At 34.0% G+C, this 14674-nt stretch carries 12 protein-coding genes and 3 tRNA genes; 6 read left to right on the top strand and 9 right to left on the bottom strand.

The features are described 5' to 3' along the window. Positions 1-3 precede the first annotated feature (3 nt). The 6 genes from J2W95_RS14045 to J2W95_RS14020 all read right to left on the bottom strand — a co-directional run bounded on the left by J2W95_RS14045 (position 4) and on the right by J2W95_RS14020 (position 7430). Positions 4-1395 carry a lipopolysaccharide biosynthesis protein gene (locus J2W95_RS14045; protein WP_310008284.1) on the bottom strand — a complete coding sequence of 464 codons (1392 nt, stop codon included), beginning with the start codon at positions 1393-1395 and terminating at the stop codon, positions 4-6. A gap of 252 nt (positions 1396-1647) precedes the next feature. Further along, positions 1648-2553 (bottom strand): N-acetylmuramoyl-L-alanine amidase, encoded by a 906-nt coding sequence (locus J2W95_RS14040; protein ID WP_310008090.1) that lies wholly within the window; start codon positions 2551-2553, stop codon positions 1648-1650. A 36-nt stretch (positions 2554-2589) separates the two neighbouring features. Next, on the bottom strand, positions 2590-3078 hold the full coding sequence (locus tag J2W95_RS14035) for a hypothetical protein (RefSeq protein ID WP_310008088.1): 489 nt from the start codon (positions 3076-3078) through the stop codon (positions 2590-2592). 34 nt (positions 3079-3112) lie between these two features. Next, the gene (gene rimO, locus J2W95_RS14030) at positions 3113-4426 is read right to left on the bottom strand and encodes a 30S ribosomal protein S12 methylthiotransferase RimO (protein ID WP_310008085.1); all 1314 of its coding nucleotides are present in this window, start codon (positions 4424-4426) and stop codon (positions 3113-3115) included. A gap of 504 nt (positions 4427-4930) precedes the next feature. Beyond that, on the bottom strand, positions 4931-6433 hold the full coding sequence (locus J2W95_RS14025; RefSeq protein WP_310008083.1) for an OmpP1/FadL family transporter: 1503 nt from the start codon (positions 6431-6433) through the stop codon (positions 4931-4933). A gap of 46 nt (positions 6434-6479) precedes the next feature. After that, positions 6480-7430: a hypothetical protein gene (locus J2W95_RS14020; RefSeq protein ID WP_310008081.1), complete on the bottom strand. Its 951-nt coding sequence runs from the start codon at positions 7428-7430 to the stop codon at positions 6480-6482. Positions 7431-7532: 102 nt separating this feature from the next. Here J2W95_RS14020 and proS point away from each other — a divergent pair, with 102 nt between their 5' ends. The 5 genes from proS (at position 7533) to rpsT (ending at position 9700) form a co-directional block, all read left to right on the top strand. Next, positions 7533-9011: a proline--tRNA ligase gene (proS, locus tag J2W95_RS14015; protein ID WP_310008079.1), complete on the top strand. Its 1479-nt coding sequence runs from the start codon at positions 7533-7535 to the stop codon at positions 9009-9011. Positions 9012-9108: 97 nt separating this feature from the next. Further along, a tRNA-Glu gene (locus tag J2W95_RS14010) sits at positions 9109-9180 on the top strand. A 42-nt stretch (positions 9181-9222) separates the two neighbouring features. Then, positions 9223-9294: transfer RNA gene (locus J2W95_RS14005), tRNA-Glu, on the top strand. Between the two features lie 46 nt (positions 9295-9340). After that, positions 9341-9412 (top strand) — tRNA-Glu (locus J2W95_RS14000). A 36-nt stretch (positions 9413-9448) separates the two neighbouring features. Next, complete coding sequence (gene rpsT / locus J2W95_RS13995) at positions 9449-9700, top strand: 30S ribosomal protein S20 (RefSeq protein ID WP_310008077.1); 252 nt, start codon at positions 9449-9451, stop codon at positions 9698-9700. A 95-nt stretch (positions 9701-9795) separates the two neighbouring features. Here rpsT and J2W95_RS13990 read toward each other — a convergent pair whose 3' ends face one another. Next, the gene (locus J2W95_RS13990; RefSeq protein ID WP_310008075.1) at positions 9796-10194 is read right to left on the bottom strand and encodes a response regulator; all 399 of its coding nucleotides are present in this window, start codon (positions 10192-10194) and stop codon (positions 9796-9798) included. 3 nt (positions 10195-10197) lie between these two features. Further along, positions 10198-11913, bottom strand: a complete 1716-nt coding sequence (locus tag J2W95_RS13985) for a PAS domain-containing sensor histidine kinase (RefSeq protein ID WP_310008072.1) — start codon at positions 11911-11913, stop codon at positions 10198-10200. A gap of 172 nt (positions 11914-12085) precedes the next feature. Here J2W95_RS13985 and typA point away from each other — a divergent pair, with 172 nt between their 5' ends. Continuing rightward, complete coding sequence (gene typA / locus J2W95_RS13980) at positions 12086-13882, top strand: translational GTPase TypA (RefSeq protein WP_310008070.1); 1797 nt, start codon at positions 12086-12088, stop codon at positions 13880-13882. A gap of 255 nt (positions 13883-14137) precedes the next feature. Here typA and J2W95_RS13975 read toward each other — a convergent pair whose 3' ends face one another. Further along, a complete protein-coding gene (locus tag J2W95_RS13975; RefSeq protein WP_310008068.1) occupies positions 14138-14557 on the bottom strand; it encodes a DUF2141 domain-containing protein in 420 nt (139 codons plus the stop codon). Positions 14558-14674: the final 117 nt, after the last annotated feature.

Genomic DNA, 14674 nt, shown 5'->3' with positions numbered 1-14674 from the left:
GAATTACTTTTTCAGCTTTTTAAGTTCGATAACTAAGTCTGGAAATAGGAGCAACAAACCAATTAGATAGACAATGAGGATAAGAGTTGTATTCATGATAAATAAACTATATAAAATCTTTATTTCAAAAAAAGTAGAACAATAGGTAAGTATTAGAGAAAACAGGATTAATATAGATCCCTTTAAAATAAGAGAAAATTGGCTTTTGTAGCTATAATTAAATAATTTTTGCACAAAATAAACGCTTGTTAAATAGGATAAAAATGAAACAATGATTATTCCAATAAGCATTGTATTAATGCCGAAACTAATCCCAATAAAAATAATTGGTATTGCAAATAATTTTGTAATAAGTTCAATTTTGAAATATAATTTGGTCCTATTTTTGACTGCTAAAAAGTTGATGTTTACTGCATACAATGGAATAAATAGACCTGATATAGATAAGATTTTCAAATAAGGGATTGAATCTGCCCATTTAACACCAATTAAAATTAATATTATTTCATTGGAACAAACAAATAAAAGTGTCATGAAAAAAGAGGTGATAAAAAATGTTCCAGAAAGGAATTTTTTAAACAATTTCATTTGTTCTATATCATCAGTTTTTGCCGAAAGTGTCGAAAAACTAACCCTTTGTACGGTATTAATTATATTACTTGATGCTAAATTTTTGAAGGTATCAGCTCTTGAATAATAGCCTAAATTAGCTGGACTAAAATATTTTCCTATGACAAAATAATAAAGATTGTCATATAAGGAATTCATAAGTCTAGACATAAATAAATTAGCACCATATTTATATAACTCTTTAAACGATTTAAAATCAAATATGAATTTAGGTCTCCAGTTATTAAGTATCCAAAATAAGAGCAGAGTAATGAATTGACCCAAAACCATTCTTACCACAAGACTCAAAATCCCATAACCCTTAAAAGCCATGTATAAAGCAACAATTCCACTTATGATAACAGATATAGTAGATACAACTGTAATGGTTTTGAAATTGATCTCTTTTGTTAGTAGTGTTCTTTGAATGGATGAAAAAGATACAATTATTATAGAAATTGCTGTAATTCTAATTAAAAGGGTTAAAGTATCTTGCTTAAAAAATATAGAGATATAGGGCGCAGAAACAAATAATAGTAGATAAATAAAGATTCCTAATAATACATTAGCCCAAAAAACAGTGCTGTAATCCTTATCTGATGTGTCTTTTTTGTTTATTAATGCATCGCTCAATCCGCTGTTGATAAAAGTATTTGATACAGCAATAAAAACTGAAATTATTCCTAATATACCAAATTCGTCAGGGAGCAATATTCTTGCCAATGCAATCCCAACAATAAAATTGACTATTTGTTGTGAAAAATTATCAGTAAAACTCCAAAACAATCCATTAAAAATCTTATTCGTCTTCAACTGATTTGTTTGCTAGATTAACTTTTACGTGTTTCATTTCACAGCTCCGCGTTTCCAACTCCCATTTTAGATTAAAAATAGTGAAGCTGAAAAGGTAGGATTTGGGCTAAATATCTGATACTTATTGATTAAATGTATAAAAAAATGTTGGAAGTTGATGTGTAAAAATAAAAAAACGCCTTTTGAATCGACCAAAAAGCGTTTTTTATAGATAAAATGAAAATTTTATTTTTTATAAATCGAGTAGATAGTGCTAATCGTTTTTTCGTCCAAAATATCATTGGTTTCAGTTTGGATGTAATGAAGTTTGAAAGCCTTGATGGCTGCCGAAAGATTTTTGGTATTATATCCGATGACTTGTAAACCTTGCTCGGCATTAAAATCAACGGGAGGACATGGAAGCGGATCGTCTGGCCAAACTCCAAAACCATTTAGGGCTAAAAGCTTCCAAGGAAATAAAGCACTTGGGTCAACTTTTCTTGATGGAGCAATATCGGCATGTCCTATTATGTTTTGTGTAGGTATATTGTAGTCCTTTTTCAATTTGGTCAATAGTGCCAATAAAGTATTAATTTGTGTGTCCGAAAATGGTTCTGTGCCATTATTGTCCAATTCAATTCCTATAGAAGTAGAGTTGATATCGGTGTTTTTTCCCCAAGACCCATTTCCTGCATGCCAGGCTCTCAGGTAATCATTGAGCATATGAATTACTTTTCCATCTCTGGCAATCACATAATGAGCGCTCACTTTAGTTTCTTTTAAAGTGAAAGTTTTTATAGTTTGTTGTACCGAATCCTGAGCTGTGTGATGAATAATAATGAAATTGGGTTTTCTTAAATTAAAATTGACTGTACCAACCCATTCAGATGCAATACCATTAAGTAAAATATTGTTGTCTGTTTTGGAGAGCGTATCTTTATAGTTAAGTAATTGGTTTTTGTATCGATAGGCAACACTATCAATTACTACATAAGGTTCACTTTTTAAAGGAACTGCTTCTTTTGCGGAAATAGTTTCTTTTAAGTTTTTTATTTGCTCATTGTATTCCTTTTCAGTCGCTTTATGAGGGTTTTTTGTTGCACAAGAAGCAATAAAAAGGAGAAGAATAATATTGTAAAATTGCTTTTTCATGTGGTAGGCATTTCAAAATGGTTTTATAGCAAATTCTTAGTGCTTTCTAGATTCTATTTTGTTTTTTCGATCTTCACTCAAGATTTGATATTTTGTTTTTTGGTCTTTGTTTAATATTTGCATTACTTCCAAATCAGTCATTTCGCCAAGAACCTTAAATTCTTTTTCTTTATCCTCGTCACTACTCTCTTTTTTGATTAAAGCCTCTTGTTTTTTAAGTGATTTGGTAAAAATATTAGTGAGTACTACTTCCTGAAGAGCATCTAAACTAAGTTCTTTTTTGTAATATTCAACAATTTTGGCTGCTGTTACTTCAGCAGGAATCGGTTTAGGAGCACTTTGTTGATTGCTTTGGGACATTTGCCCCATTTGGCTAGATCTCCCATAACCATTTCCACCGTATCCGCCGCTATACCCTCCACCGCCGTATCCATTTCCACCATAACCATTTCCATATTGTGCAGAAACGGTGTTTGCTGATAAGAATAAAAAAACTACAAAAAGTACTGTTTTAAATATCTTCATAAATGTAAATTTGAAAAATTAAAAATTCAAAAATCTAAACTGGTTCTCCGTACAAATCAAATTCTGTTGCTTCAATAATTTTAATCATTGCAAATTCACCTGTTTTTACATAGTGTTTTGTAGCATCAATTAAAACTTCATTATCAACATCCGGACTGTCAAATTCTGTTCTTCCAACAAAATGACCGCCTTCTTTTCTGTCAATAATACATCTAAAAGTTTTGCCTACTTTTTCCTGATTCATATCCCATGAAATCTGTGACTGTAATTCCATTATTTCATTGGCACGATCTTGTTTTACATTGTCTGGAACATCGTCTTCAAGTAAATAAGCGTGGGTGTTCTCTTCATGTGAATAAGCAAAACAACCCATTCTGTCAAATTTCATTTCTTGGACAAAATCTTTAAGGATATTGAAATCTTCCTGTGTTTCTCCAGGGTAACCAACGATTAAAGTCGTACGAATAGCCATTCCGGGAACTGCTGCTCTAAAGTCTTTTAATAATTGTGTGGTTTTTTCTTGAGTAGTTCCGCGACGCATCGATTTCAAAATGGAATCCGATATGTGTTGTAATGGAATATCTATATAATTACAAATCTTAGGTTCGCGTTTCATGATTTCAAGAACATCCATCGGGAAACCGGTAGGGAAGGCGTAATGCAAACGAATCCATTCGATACCTTCAACTTTTACCAATGCTTCAAGCAATTCGCCCAATGCTCTTTTTTTATACAAATCAAGACCATAATAAGTTAAGTCTTGAGCAATCAAGATCAATTCTTTGACACCGTCTCTTGCTAATCCTTCAGCCTCTTTAACTAGCTTTTCGATAGTTTGCGAAACATTTTTTCCTCTCATTAATGGAATAGCACAAAAACTGCAGGGTCTGTCACAACCTTCGGAAATTTTTAGGTAAGCGTAGTTTTTTGGAGTTGTAGTCAAGCGTTCTCCCAGCAATTCATGTTTGTAATCGGCTCCCAAAGCCTTCAATAAAGCGGGTAATTCTGTAGTTCCAAAATATTGATCCACATTTGGAATCTCTTTTTCTAAATCTGGTCTGTATCTTTCAGACAAACAACCCGTCACAAAAACTTTATCAACAAGTCCTTTGTCTTTCTTATCGGCATATTCCAAAATCATGTTTACTGATTCTGCCTTTGCATTATCAATAAAACCGCAAGTGTTAATCACGATAATATTCCCTTCATCCTCTGCTTTGGCCTCGTGGGTAACATCCTTTCCGCTCGCACGGAGTTGTCCCATTAGCACTTCACTGTCATACACATTCTTGGAACACCCTAACGTGATCACATTTATTTTGTTCTTTTTTAAAGACTTCGTTCTCATAGTATTATATCCTTGATATTTTAGGAATTTTGCAAAATTACAATTTTTTGCGTAAACCCTGCCTGTTTCCTTTTAAAATGCCCTGTTTTGTTTGTATAAAATGATTTGGAGCAGAACATTTGATGTGTTTAAAACCATTTGTCCCGCTATTCGTTGCAAACGAAGTTCACTGAACTCCAATGAAAATTAATGTATAGTGAAGTAATCTCATGTGCCGAACACCGGCACATAAGGATTTTTACTTCTATCGGGGCTAGGCCAGTTATTTGTTTTTTATAACAACATGTATGAGTTTTAGAAATGGCTTATCAAAAGTTGATGCATTAAAATCATGGAAACTGCTAAATAGATAGGCAAGTCTGTCAAAACTATTGACCCATAAAATTGTATTTATGCTTTGTGTAATTATAAATTGGGTCTTGCCCAAATCTTTTCTTTATATAAAAAACAAAACCACTTTTGTATATTCTCAAAAGTGGTTTTTGTTGTATGGAGTATTTATTTTTACATTTCAAATATGAAAGTCATAGTAAAATTGTTTTTGTGAGTGTCTATTCTGGCTCTTTCGGTGAATCCTTGTGCAAAGAACTGATTATATGATGTGGAGTGAACGTTTACATACGAAAAGTCAAGTTTTATGGAGCCAAAACTATATCCTAAACCGCCAGAAAAACTGTTTAAATCCCCTATTGTAGCCGAATCATTATAAGGACTTCCTTCAAAACGATATCCGCCTCTTAGTCTGAAATTGTTGATTTTGTATTCGGCACCGACTCTTACTTCGTTGCTGCTTCCAAGAGCATTACTCATAGCGCTGTTTAAACCTCTGTAATAAGGATCGTTTTCTGGACTAAATTCAGTACAGCTATAGTCTTTGTATTTATAATCCACACTTATTAAACCCGCTTTTCCGAAAACATAAGCAAAACTTCCGGTTATGCTTCCTGGGGTGCGTAAATCATAAGGAGCATAATAATTAATGACAAATGGATCAACCACATCTGGAGGAAGTGTTTCTGCAACGTTGCTTCTTATAGTAGTTACTCTTTGCGAGAGTTCTTCTTGCAAATTATACCATGTTGGTGATTCATAGGCAAAGCCCATTCGAATTTGATCAGTTAATTTTGCGATGGCTCCCACTTGGAATGAAAAACCTGCTCCATAAGTATGTAAGCTATTTGAAAAATTCAGGCTCTTAACTTCGTAATTTAAATCCAAAGGGTTATTATTGAATTCATAGAAGTTAGTGTTTTGTACATAATCTGTAAAGTGTGAGTTCAAGTTGAAACCAAAATACAGAAAATCTTTGTATTGCAAGCCACTGTTGAAAATCAGTTTACCATTATATCCGTTCGAATAAGTGCCGTTTTCTTGATAATAATTTCCACCAGAACGAACATTAGAAGTGTATAGTGTATTATTAGGACTTTCGGTTATCGGGTTGATAATGTAGCCTTGGTAGCCTAGAAAAGCTTGCTGAGCTCCATTGTCTAAACTCGCATAACTACCATTTTGGAGTAAATCTAAAGGAACACCATTAGCATGGCTTAAAAAATAATTGGCTACAGAATTAACTGGGCTTACTCCAGCCGAAAACATTGAATTGTCGTAATTATTGGTGCCCTCATAATTGATAGACATAGAGAATTTCCTCCAATCATTATTAGGATTTCTGGTTTTAAAAACGAAAACTCCACCTGCTTGATTGAGGTCAAAAGTGCTTTCGCTAGCCGATGTGGTTGTTCCGAAATAATTAGATTCATTTTTAGTATCATAATTCCCCATAGTAGTGGCGAATTGATTGTTGTTGAACACAGCCGAACCCGCAGGATTTACATTAATGGATGATAAATCTCCTCCCAGCGCTCCAAAAGCACCGCTCATGGCTGTAAAACGAGCTGTTCCATGCAACTCACTTTGCGTATAACGCATGGCATCCTTAATTTCCTGTGAATGTATTGTAGAGAAAGTAAGCCCTGCTACTAAATATAATAGGTTCTTTTTCATTTGGTTGGTCTTAGGGTTGGTTGATTTCTAGGATTTCAGTAGTTTTTTATCTTCTTCCGCCTCCGCCCATTCTTCCGCCTCCGCTGGACATTCTAGCTCCTCCGCCTGATGACATACTGCTTCCGCTGCTTCTATATGTGCTGTTGTTGCTTGGTGTGTAGCTTGATCGTTGGTAATTGCTTGAGCTATTAGTGCTAGTTCGATTTTGTGAGTAAGAACTTCTAGATTGATTTTGAGTGTAGTTTCTAGATGTAGTAGCACTATTTCGGTTCGTGAAAGTAGGAGCTGTACGGTTTACGATACTGTTGCTACTGTTTCTGTTGTAGACGTTACTTCTGTTGTAGGCAGTGTTTCTGCTAGTAGAACCATTTCTAGAATAGTGATTGATTCTATTGTTATTGTATATACCGTTGTAGTTTCCTCCATAAGATGAACCCCTTCTACTATAGTTATAAGCATAAGGCGTTGCATGAGGGTATCCATAGCCATAACCTGGATAACCATATCCTGGATATCCCCAACCATAACCTGGGTATCCCCATCCGTAATAAGGATATCCCCATCCATAATATGGGTAGCCATAACCGTAACCATAATAAGGATAACCCCAGCCAAATCCGACAGACCAATAGGTGTCAGGATAAATAACGACAGTTGTTTCCTGTGGGGAACTACCCCAGGATGCATAACCTGTAGATGGTGTTTGTATAGAATCGTTTTCGGTATTATAGTCACTACCATAACTATTTACATCGGTAAATATTTCACCAGAACCTCCAGTGCTTTGTAATGAGCTAAAGTATTGTTTGTATTGAATTGAAGCCGAGTTTTGTTGGTTGTCCTTTTTCACAACTTTCCCCTCATTTGTGCTATAAATACCGTCATTGTCATTGTAGGAACTATTTTGGTAAGAACCACAAGAGGTTACCGCTAAACTCAAAAGTCCTATTAAGAAATAAAGGGGTGTTTTTCGAGTAATTAATTCAGTTGTTTTCATTTCGGTAGATTATTTTATTGTTGGACAATACAAATTTAGTTAGTTTTGCGTAATTATTTAGTTAAATTATATATAAACAAATATTATGCCAAATTATTCAAAATGAGCAAGAACCTTACAACAAGAGAAGAAGATTATTCAAAGTGGTACAATGAGTTGGTTGTTAAGGCCGATTTAGCTGAAAATTCAGGAGTTAGAGGCTGTATGGTGATTAAACCATATGGGTATGCTATATGGGAAAAAATGCAAGCAGAATTGGATAGGATGTTTAAAGAAACAGGGCATCAAAATGCTTATTTTCCTTTATTTGTTCCTAAAAGTATGTTTGAAGCCGAAGAGAAAAATGCTGAAGGATTTGCTAAAGAATGTGCTATTGTAACTCATTATAGATTGAAAAATGACCCAGATAAGCCTGGAAAATTAATGGTTGATCCCAATGCAAAATTGGAGGAGGAATTAATTGTTCGCCCTACAAGTGAAGCTATTATTTGGTCAACATACAAAGGATGGGTGCAATCTTATAGAGATTTACCATTATTAATTAATCAATGGGCCAATGTGGTGCGTTGGGAAATGAGAACCAGATTATTCTTGAGAACTGCTGAGTTTTTATGGCAGGAAGGGCATACAGCACATGCAACAAAAGTGGAGGCTGTGGAAGAATCAGAGAGAATGATGAATGTATATGCTGATTTCGTTGAGAATTTTATGGCTATTCCAGTTATAAAAGGATTAAAAACCGAAACAGAGCGTTTTGCAGGTGCCGAAGAAACGTATTGTATTGAAGCCTTAATGCAGGATGGGAAAGCCTTGCAAGCAGGAACTTCACACTTTTTGGGACAAAATTTCGCAAAAGCTTTTGATGTTAAGTTTGCTAATGCTGAGGGTAAGCAAGAGCATGTTTGGGGAACCTCATGGGGAGTTTCAACTAGATTGATGGGAGCGTTAGTAATGACGCATTCTGATGATCAAGGGTTGGTATTGCCTCCTAATTTGGCGCCTATACAAGTTGTTATTGTTCCTATATATAAGAGTGATGAACAATTGGAAGCTATTTCTAGTGAAGTGGATGTTTTGGTGAAAGCATTGAGAAAACTAAATATCTCTGTAAAATTTGACAATAGAACAACTCAGAAACCAGGATTCAAATTTGCTGAATGGGAATTAAAAGGAGTGCCAGTTCGAATTGCTGTTGGGCCAAAAGATTTGGAAAATGGAACTTTTGAAGTGGCGAGAAGAGATATTTTGACAAAAGAAACGGTTTCGAAAGATGGAATCACAACTTATATTAGCGATTTATTAGAGCAAATTCAAAAAGATTTGTTCGAAAAAGCATTAAATTATAGAAATTCTCATATTACCGAAGTAAATAGTTTTGATGAATTTAAAGCGGTTTTAGATAGCGAAGGAGGCTTTGTTTCAGCACATTGGGATGGTACTTCAGCCACTGAAGAGAAAATTAAAGAATTGACAAAAGCAACGATAAGATGCATTCCTTTGGATAGGATAGAACAGGCGGGAAGCTGTGTGTTTACTGGGGAAAGTTCTGTTGGGAGGGTGTTGTTTGCTAAGGCATATTAAAAAAAAATAATTTTTTTTGCCTCTACTATTGCGCTTCTCAAAAATAGTTGTATTTTTGCATCCGCATTACAGAAGTAGTGCTGTTGCAAACAACAACGGTCCGTTCGTCTATCGGTTAGGACGCCAGGTTTTCATCCTGGTAAGGGGGGTTCGATTCCCCCACGGACTACAAGAAATGTTTTAGATTGAAATTCTGAGAATAAAAAACAATGGCCCGTTCGTCTATCGGTTAGGACGCATGGTTTTCATCCATGTAAGAGCGGTTCGATTCCGCTACGGGCTACAATTTTTTTTGATCTAGAATGTTTTCCAGAACTTAGAGGGATATTGGTCCGTTCGTCTAGGGGTTAGGACGCCAGAATTTCATTCTGGTAACAGGGGTTCGATTCCCTTACGGACTACAAAAAATGAAATAATTAAGATAAAAAAATAACAAAATGGCAAATCATAAGTCAGCTCTAAAAAGAATTAGAAGTAACGAAAAGAGAAGAGTATTAAATAGATACCAACACAAAACGACTCGTAATGCTATTAAAGCATTAAGAATCGCAACTGATAAATCTGATGCAACTTCTAAATTGTCAAGTGTAATCTCTATGATTGATAAGTTAGCAAAGAAAAACATCATTCATGATAACAAAGCTTCAAACTTGAAGTCTAAGTTAACTAAGCATGTTGCTAAATTGTAAGTAATATAATTTATATAAATTAAAGCTCCTTTTTAAGGGGCTTTTTTTATGGTTAATTTTTTAGGGATTATAATCCAAGGTTTTGGGATTTGATATTATAGTTTTGTATTTAGATAACTCAGCATTTCGACGGTGATGGGTTTGGCTAGGAACTCGATAACATTGGAGTATGATTTCGATTTTTTGATATCTTCAGGATCAATGGTGGATGTTAGGATGATAATTTTTGTATTGTTTAGATCGAAATAGTTAGAAGCATTAAATAAATCAAGAAACTCCCATCCGTCCATTATGGGCATATTTAAATCTAAAAAGATTAATTGAGGTTTTTTTTCTTGATTTGAGTTGTCGTTAATTGTGTTAATTAAAGTAATTGCTTCTTGACCATTAATAGCGTTTATTATTTCTTTTGCGAAAGAGGATTTTTTGACTACTTTTTTGAATAGCATCAATGTAATAGGGTCGTCATCAATATACATGATAAGTTCTAACATTTTTTATAAGGATTTAAAAGTTAGTGTGAATTCAGTTCCTTTTTCAATTTCGCTTTGTATGCTAATTGTGCCTCCCATGGTTTCTATCTGTGATTTTACCAAGAATAATCCAAGTCCTTTGCTGTCTGGATAATCGTGAAATCGTTGGTAAAGACCGAAAATTTTATTTTTATTTCGTTCTAAATCGATACCTATGCCATTGTCTTTGTAGCGGATTATTATAGTGTTATTTTCTTCTTTGGTTATTGTAATGTCAATTATTAAGTCTCTGTCTTTTGATCTGTATTTTAAAGAATTGGTGAGTAAATTGATAAAGATGCTTTCAAAATAGGCTTTGTTAGTGTGTATTTTGGAAATATTCCCGTAAGAGATATTTAATTGTGGCTTTATGTTTTCGAGTTGAATGTGGATTTGGCTAAGGATGTTTTTGAAAATATCTTGTATTTTTAATTCTTCATTTTGTATAGATGGGCTGTCTTTTATAGTGATTACTTTGGCTAGATCATTAATGGTTTCGTTGAGTAAATGTGTTGATATTTTAAAGCCTGTCAGGATTTCTTTTAATTCTTCATCTTCAATTGCAAAGTCGTCAATTAGATTTAATAGCCCGGTTAAGTTAGATAGGGGAGCTCTTAAATTGTGAGATGTAATATAGGAGAACTGTTTTAGGTCTTTGTTGTTTTGGGTTAATTCTCGGATGAGTATTTCTTTTTCTTTTTCTAATTTTTTTTCTTCCGTGATGTCTCTTTGAATAGAAATCCAGTGGGAAAGATCGTGTTCAAAATTATAAACTGGAATAAATGATAGTCTGACCCAGTATTCGGATTGGTCTTTTTTGTAAAGAATGATTTCTAGAAAACATTCTTTTTTGTTTTTTATTGAGTCGGTTAATTTTTCAATTTCTAGTAAATCGGAATTTTTGCCCATAAAAAAATTGGGAGATTTACCTATGATTTCTGAATGCTCGTAACCCGACATTTTGCTGAAAGCTGGGTTGGCAAAAACTATTTTTGGAATTTGATTGTCTTCTGAGGCTGCTTGTGTAATAATGATGGAATCTTTGGTTTCGGTAAAAACGGTTTCGAGTAGTTTTAAGCGATTTTCTTCTTCCTTTTGTTTAGTTATGTCTTGTATGGCGCCAATCATGCGAATAGCTTTTCCATTTTCGTCTTTTAATATAAAACCTCTGTCTAATACATATTTATAAGTTCCGTCTCCACATTTAAATCGATATTGATCCTGCCATTTTTCTGTTTTTTGTTCTAAAAAAGAATAGAGTTTAATAGACATTTTTACGCTGTCTTCTGGGTGGATATTGTCAAACCACCATTTAGAATTATTTCCTACTTGATCTTGGCGGTAGCCGAATATTCCTTTGATTCCCTTGTTCCAAGTAATATTATCTTCGGTAATTTTCCAGTCCCAGATAGTATCACTAGTGGCTTTAGCAACAATGTCGTATTTGTCGTTGGATTCTTTTAGTTTTTCATTGGTTTGCCTTAGGTTTTTATTTATTTCAGTGTTTCTTTTGTCGTTTTTGAACAAGATGTATCTGAAGAGTATTCCTGTGATACTGATGAAAAAGATGTCTTTGATGAAGCTGAAATTATAACAATCCAAATAGTGGGAATAATGTTTGGATAATTTAAAGCTAATGATAGCCAAAAATAATGCGAAAAGGGTGTAGATTAAGGTTATTTGGTTGGCTTTGTTTTTCATTAATCAAATATAATTAAAAATGTTAAAATTTAAAACTTCGATTGGAATTAATTCGAATACATTAATTTATGGTTAGTAATAGGGGGTTAAGTGTTATTAAAACAGCAAAGTATTGTATAAAGGTTTTTTATATGAAAATAAAGTGTACCTTTGCACCCATTAAAAATCACAGATGGAAGCTATTAGAAACATTGCAATTATTGCCCACGTCGATCACGGTAAAACAACTTTGGTTGATAAAATTATGTATCACTGTCAGTTATTTCGTGACAACGAGAATACAGGTGACCTAATCCTTGATAACAACGACTTAGAGCGTGAAAGAGGTATTACTATTACTTCTAAAAATGTTTCTGTAGTATACAAAGGAACAAAAATCAATATTATCGATACTCCTGGTCACGCCGATTTTGGTGGTGAGGTAGAGCGTGTATTGAACATGGCTGATGGTGTTTGCCTTTTGGTGGATGCTTTTGAAGGGCCAATGCCACAAACTCGTTTTGTATTGCAAAAAGCTATTGATTTAGGATTAAAACCATGCGTTGTAATCAACAAAGTAGATAAAGAAAACTGTACTCCTGAAGAAGTTCACGAAAAAGTTTTTGACTTAATGTTTGAATTAGGAGCTCAAGAATGGCAGTTGGATTTTCCAACGGTTTATGGTTCTGCTAAAAATAACTGGATGTCTGACCATTGGGAAAACGTAACTGATAATGTTGAAGCATTGTTGGATATGGTTATCGAAAATGTACCAGCTCCTAAAGTTTCTGAAGGAACTCCACAAATGTTGATTACTTCTTTAGATTTCTCTGCATTTACAGGTCGTATTGCTATTGGTCGTCTTGAAAGAGGTGTTTTGAATGAAGGTATGCCAATCTCATTAGTAAAAAGAGACGGAACTATATTAAAATCTCGTATTAAAGAACTTCATACTTTTGAAGGACTTGGTCGTAAAAAAGTACAACAAGTAATTGCTGGTGATATTTGTGCCATAATTGGAGTTGAAGGATTTGAAATTGGAGATACTATCGCTGATTTTGAAAACCCAGAAGGTTTGAAAACAATTGATATTGACGAGCCTACTATGAGTATGTTGTTTACAATTAATGACTCTCCTTTCTTTGGTAAAGAGGGTAAATTTGTAACTTCTCGTCATATTAGAGAGCGTTTGACAAAAGAGTTAGAGAAAAACTTAGCAATGAAATTGGGTGAAACTGATTCAGCTGATAAGTTTATGGTTTTTGGTCGTGGAGTACTTCACTTATCTGTTCTTATTGAAACAATGAGAAGAGAAGGGTATGAGTTGCAAATCGGTCAACCACAAGTTATCATCAAAGAAATTGATGGTAAAAAATGTGAGCCAATTGAGGAATTGACAATTGATTTACCAGAAACTCTTTCAGGTAGAGCGGTTGAGTTCGTTACTCTTCGTAAAGGTGAAATGTTGAGTATGGAAACTAAAGGTGAACGTATGATTGTGAAATTTAATATTCCATCACGTGGAATTATTGGATTGCGTAATCAATTGCTTACTGCTACTGCTGGTGAGGCTATTATGGCACACCGTTTCATAGGATACGAACCTTACAAAGGAGAAATTGCTGGACGTAACAAAGGTTCATTGATTTCTATGGAAAAAGGAAAAGCTATTCCTTATTCTATCGATAAATTACAAGATCGTGGTAAGTTTTTTGTTGAACCAAATGCCGAAATTTACGAAGGTCAGGTAATTGGAGAGAACTCTCGTGGTGATGATATGTGTGTAAACGTAACTAAAGAGAAAAAACAATCTAACGTTCGTTCTTCTGGAAATGATGAAAAAGCGAGAATTATTCCTCCAATCATTTTCTCTCTTGAAGAAGCTTTAGAGTACATTCAGAAAGATGAATATGTTGAGGTAACTCCAAAATCTATTCGTTTGAGAAAAATCTATTTGACAGAAACAGACAGAAAAAGATTTAAAATCTAAAAGATTTAAATTTTCAATATTAAAAATCCCAAATTCCGTTAAGGAGTTTGGGATTTTTGTTTTATAGTTAATCTGAGTTTGATTATTATGGAGCGGAGAGATTTGGTTTTATCAGCAGGCATCGTTCCTGCTGTCCGTTACAATCTTATAAGCCAAACCCCGGCTTATAAGGATTTCCACTTCCATCAGGGCTAAGAGTTAGTATTTTGCCTTTTTGTCATCATCTAAAAAAAAACAATATTCAAAAACAGCTTACTAATGCGCTTTAGTCATTTTGATATTGATTTTTGTATCGGTGGTAACCATGAATTTTGCATCTTCGTATTTGGGAGGTCCCATAAAACCTTTTGCATTATTGGAACAAGCAACAGATTCTTTTGGCATTCCGATGATGTATTTGTCTAGTTTTCCATTTTTGTTTTCGTCGTGATAGACTAGAACTGTATATTCTCCTTTTGGGATTCCTGTAAAAGTTACCGTAGCCATATTTGATTTAATTGGAGAGGAAACAGTCTTATAGGATGTTTTAAGAAATTTTTCTTTGGTATTGTATAATTCAGCGGTTAGTGATCCAGTGTTGCTTTTTAAATCCGAAACCGAAACAGTAAGGTCTGTATTTTGTGCAAATCCTATGCTGGAAATGAATACTAGAATTGGGATGAAATGTTTTAACATAAGTGATGTTTTTAATAAGTCGTTAATGTACGAAATTAGGATAATTGAAGCAAAATTCGTGCCATCTATGGCTACTGCATAACATCTGTTGAAAAGAAAAATGTTCTTGATTTGCAG

It is taken from the genome of Flavobacterium granuli (genome assembly GCF_031456055.1).
Classification (GTDB): domain Bacteria; phylum Bacteroidota; class Bacteroidia; order Flavobacteriales; family Flavobacteriaceae; genus Flavobacterium; species Flavobacterium granuli_A.
This window is presented reverse-complemented; position numbering and strand designations above follow the sequence as displayed.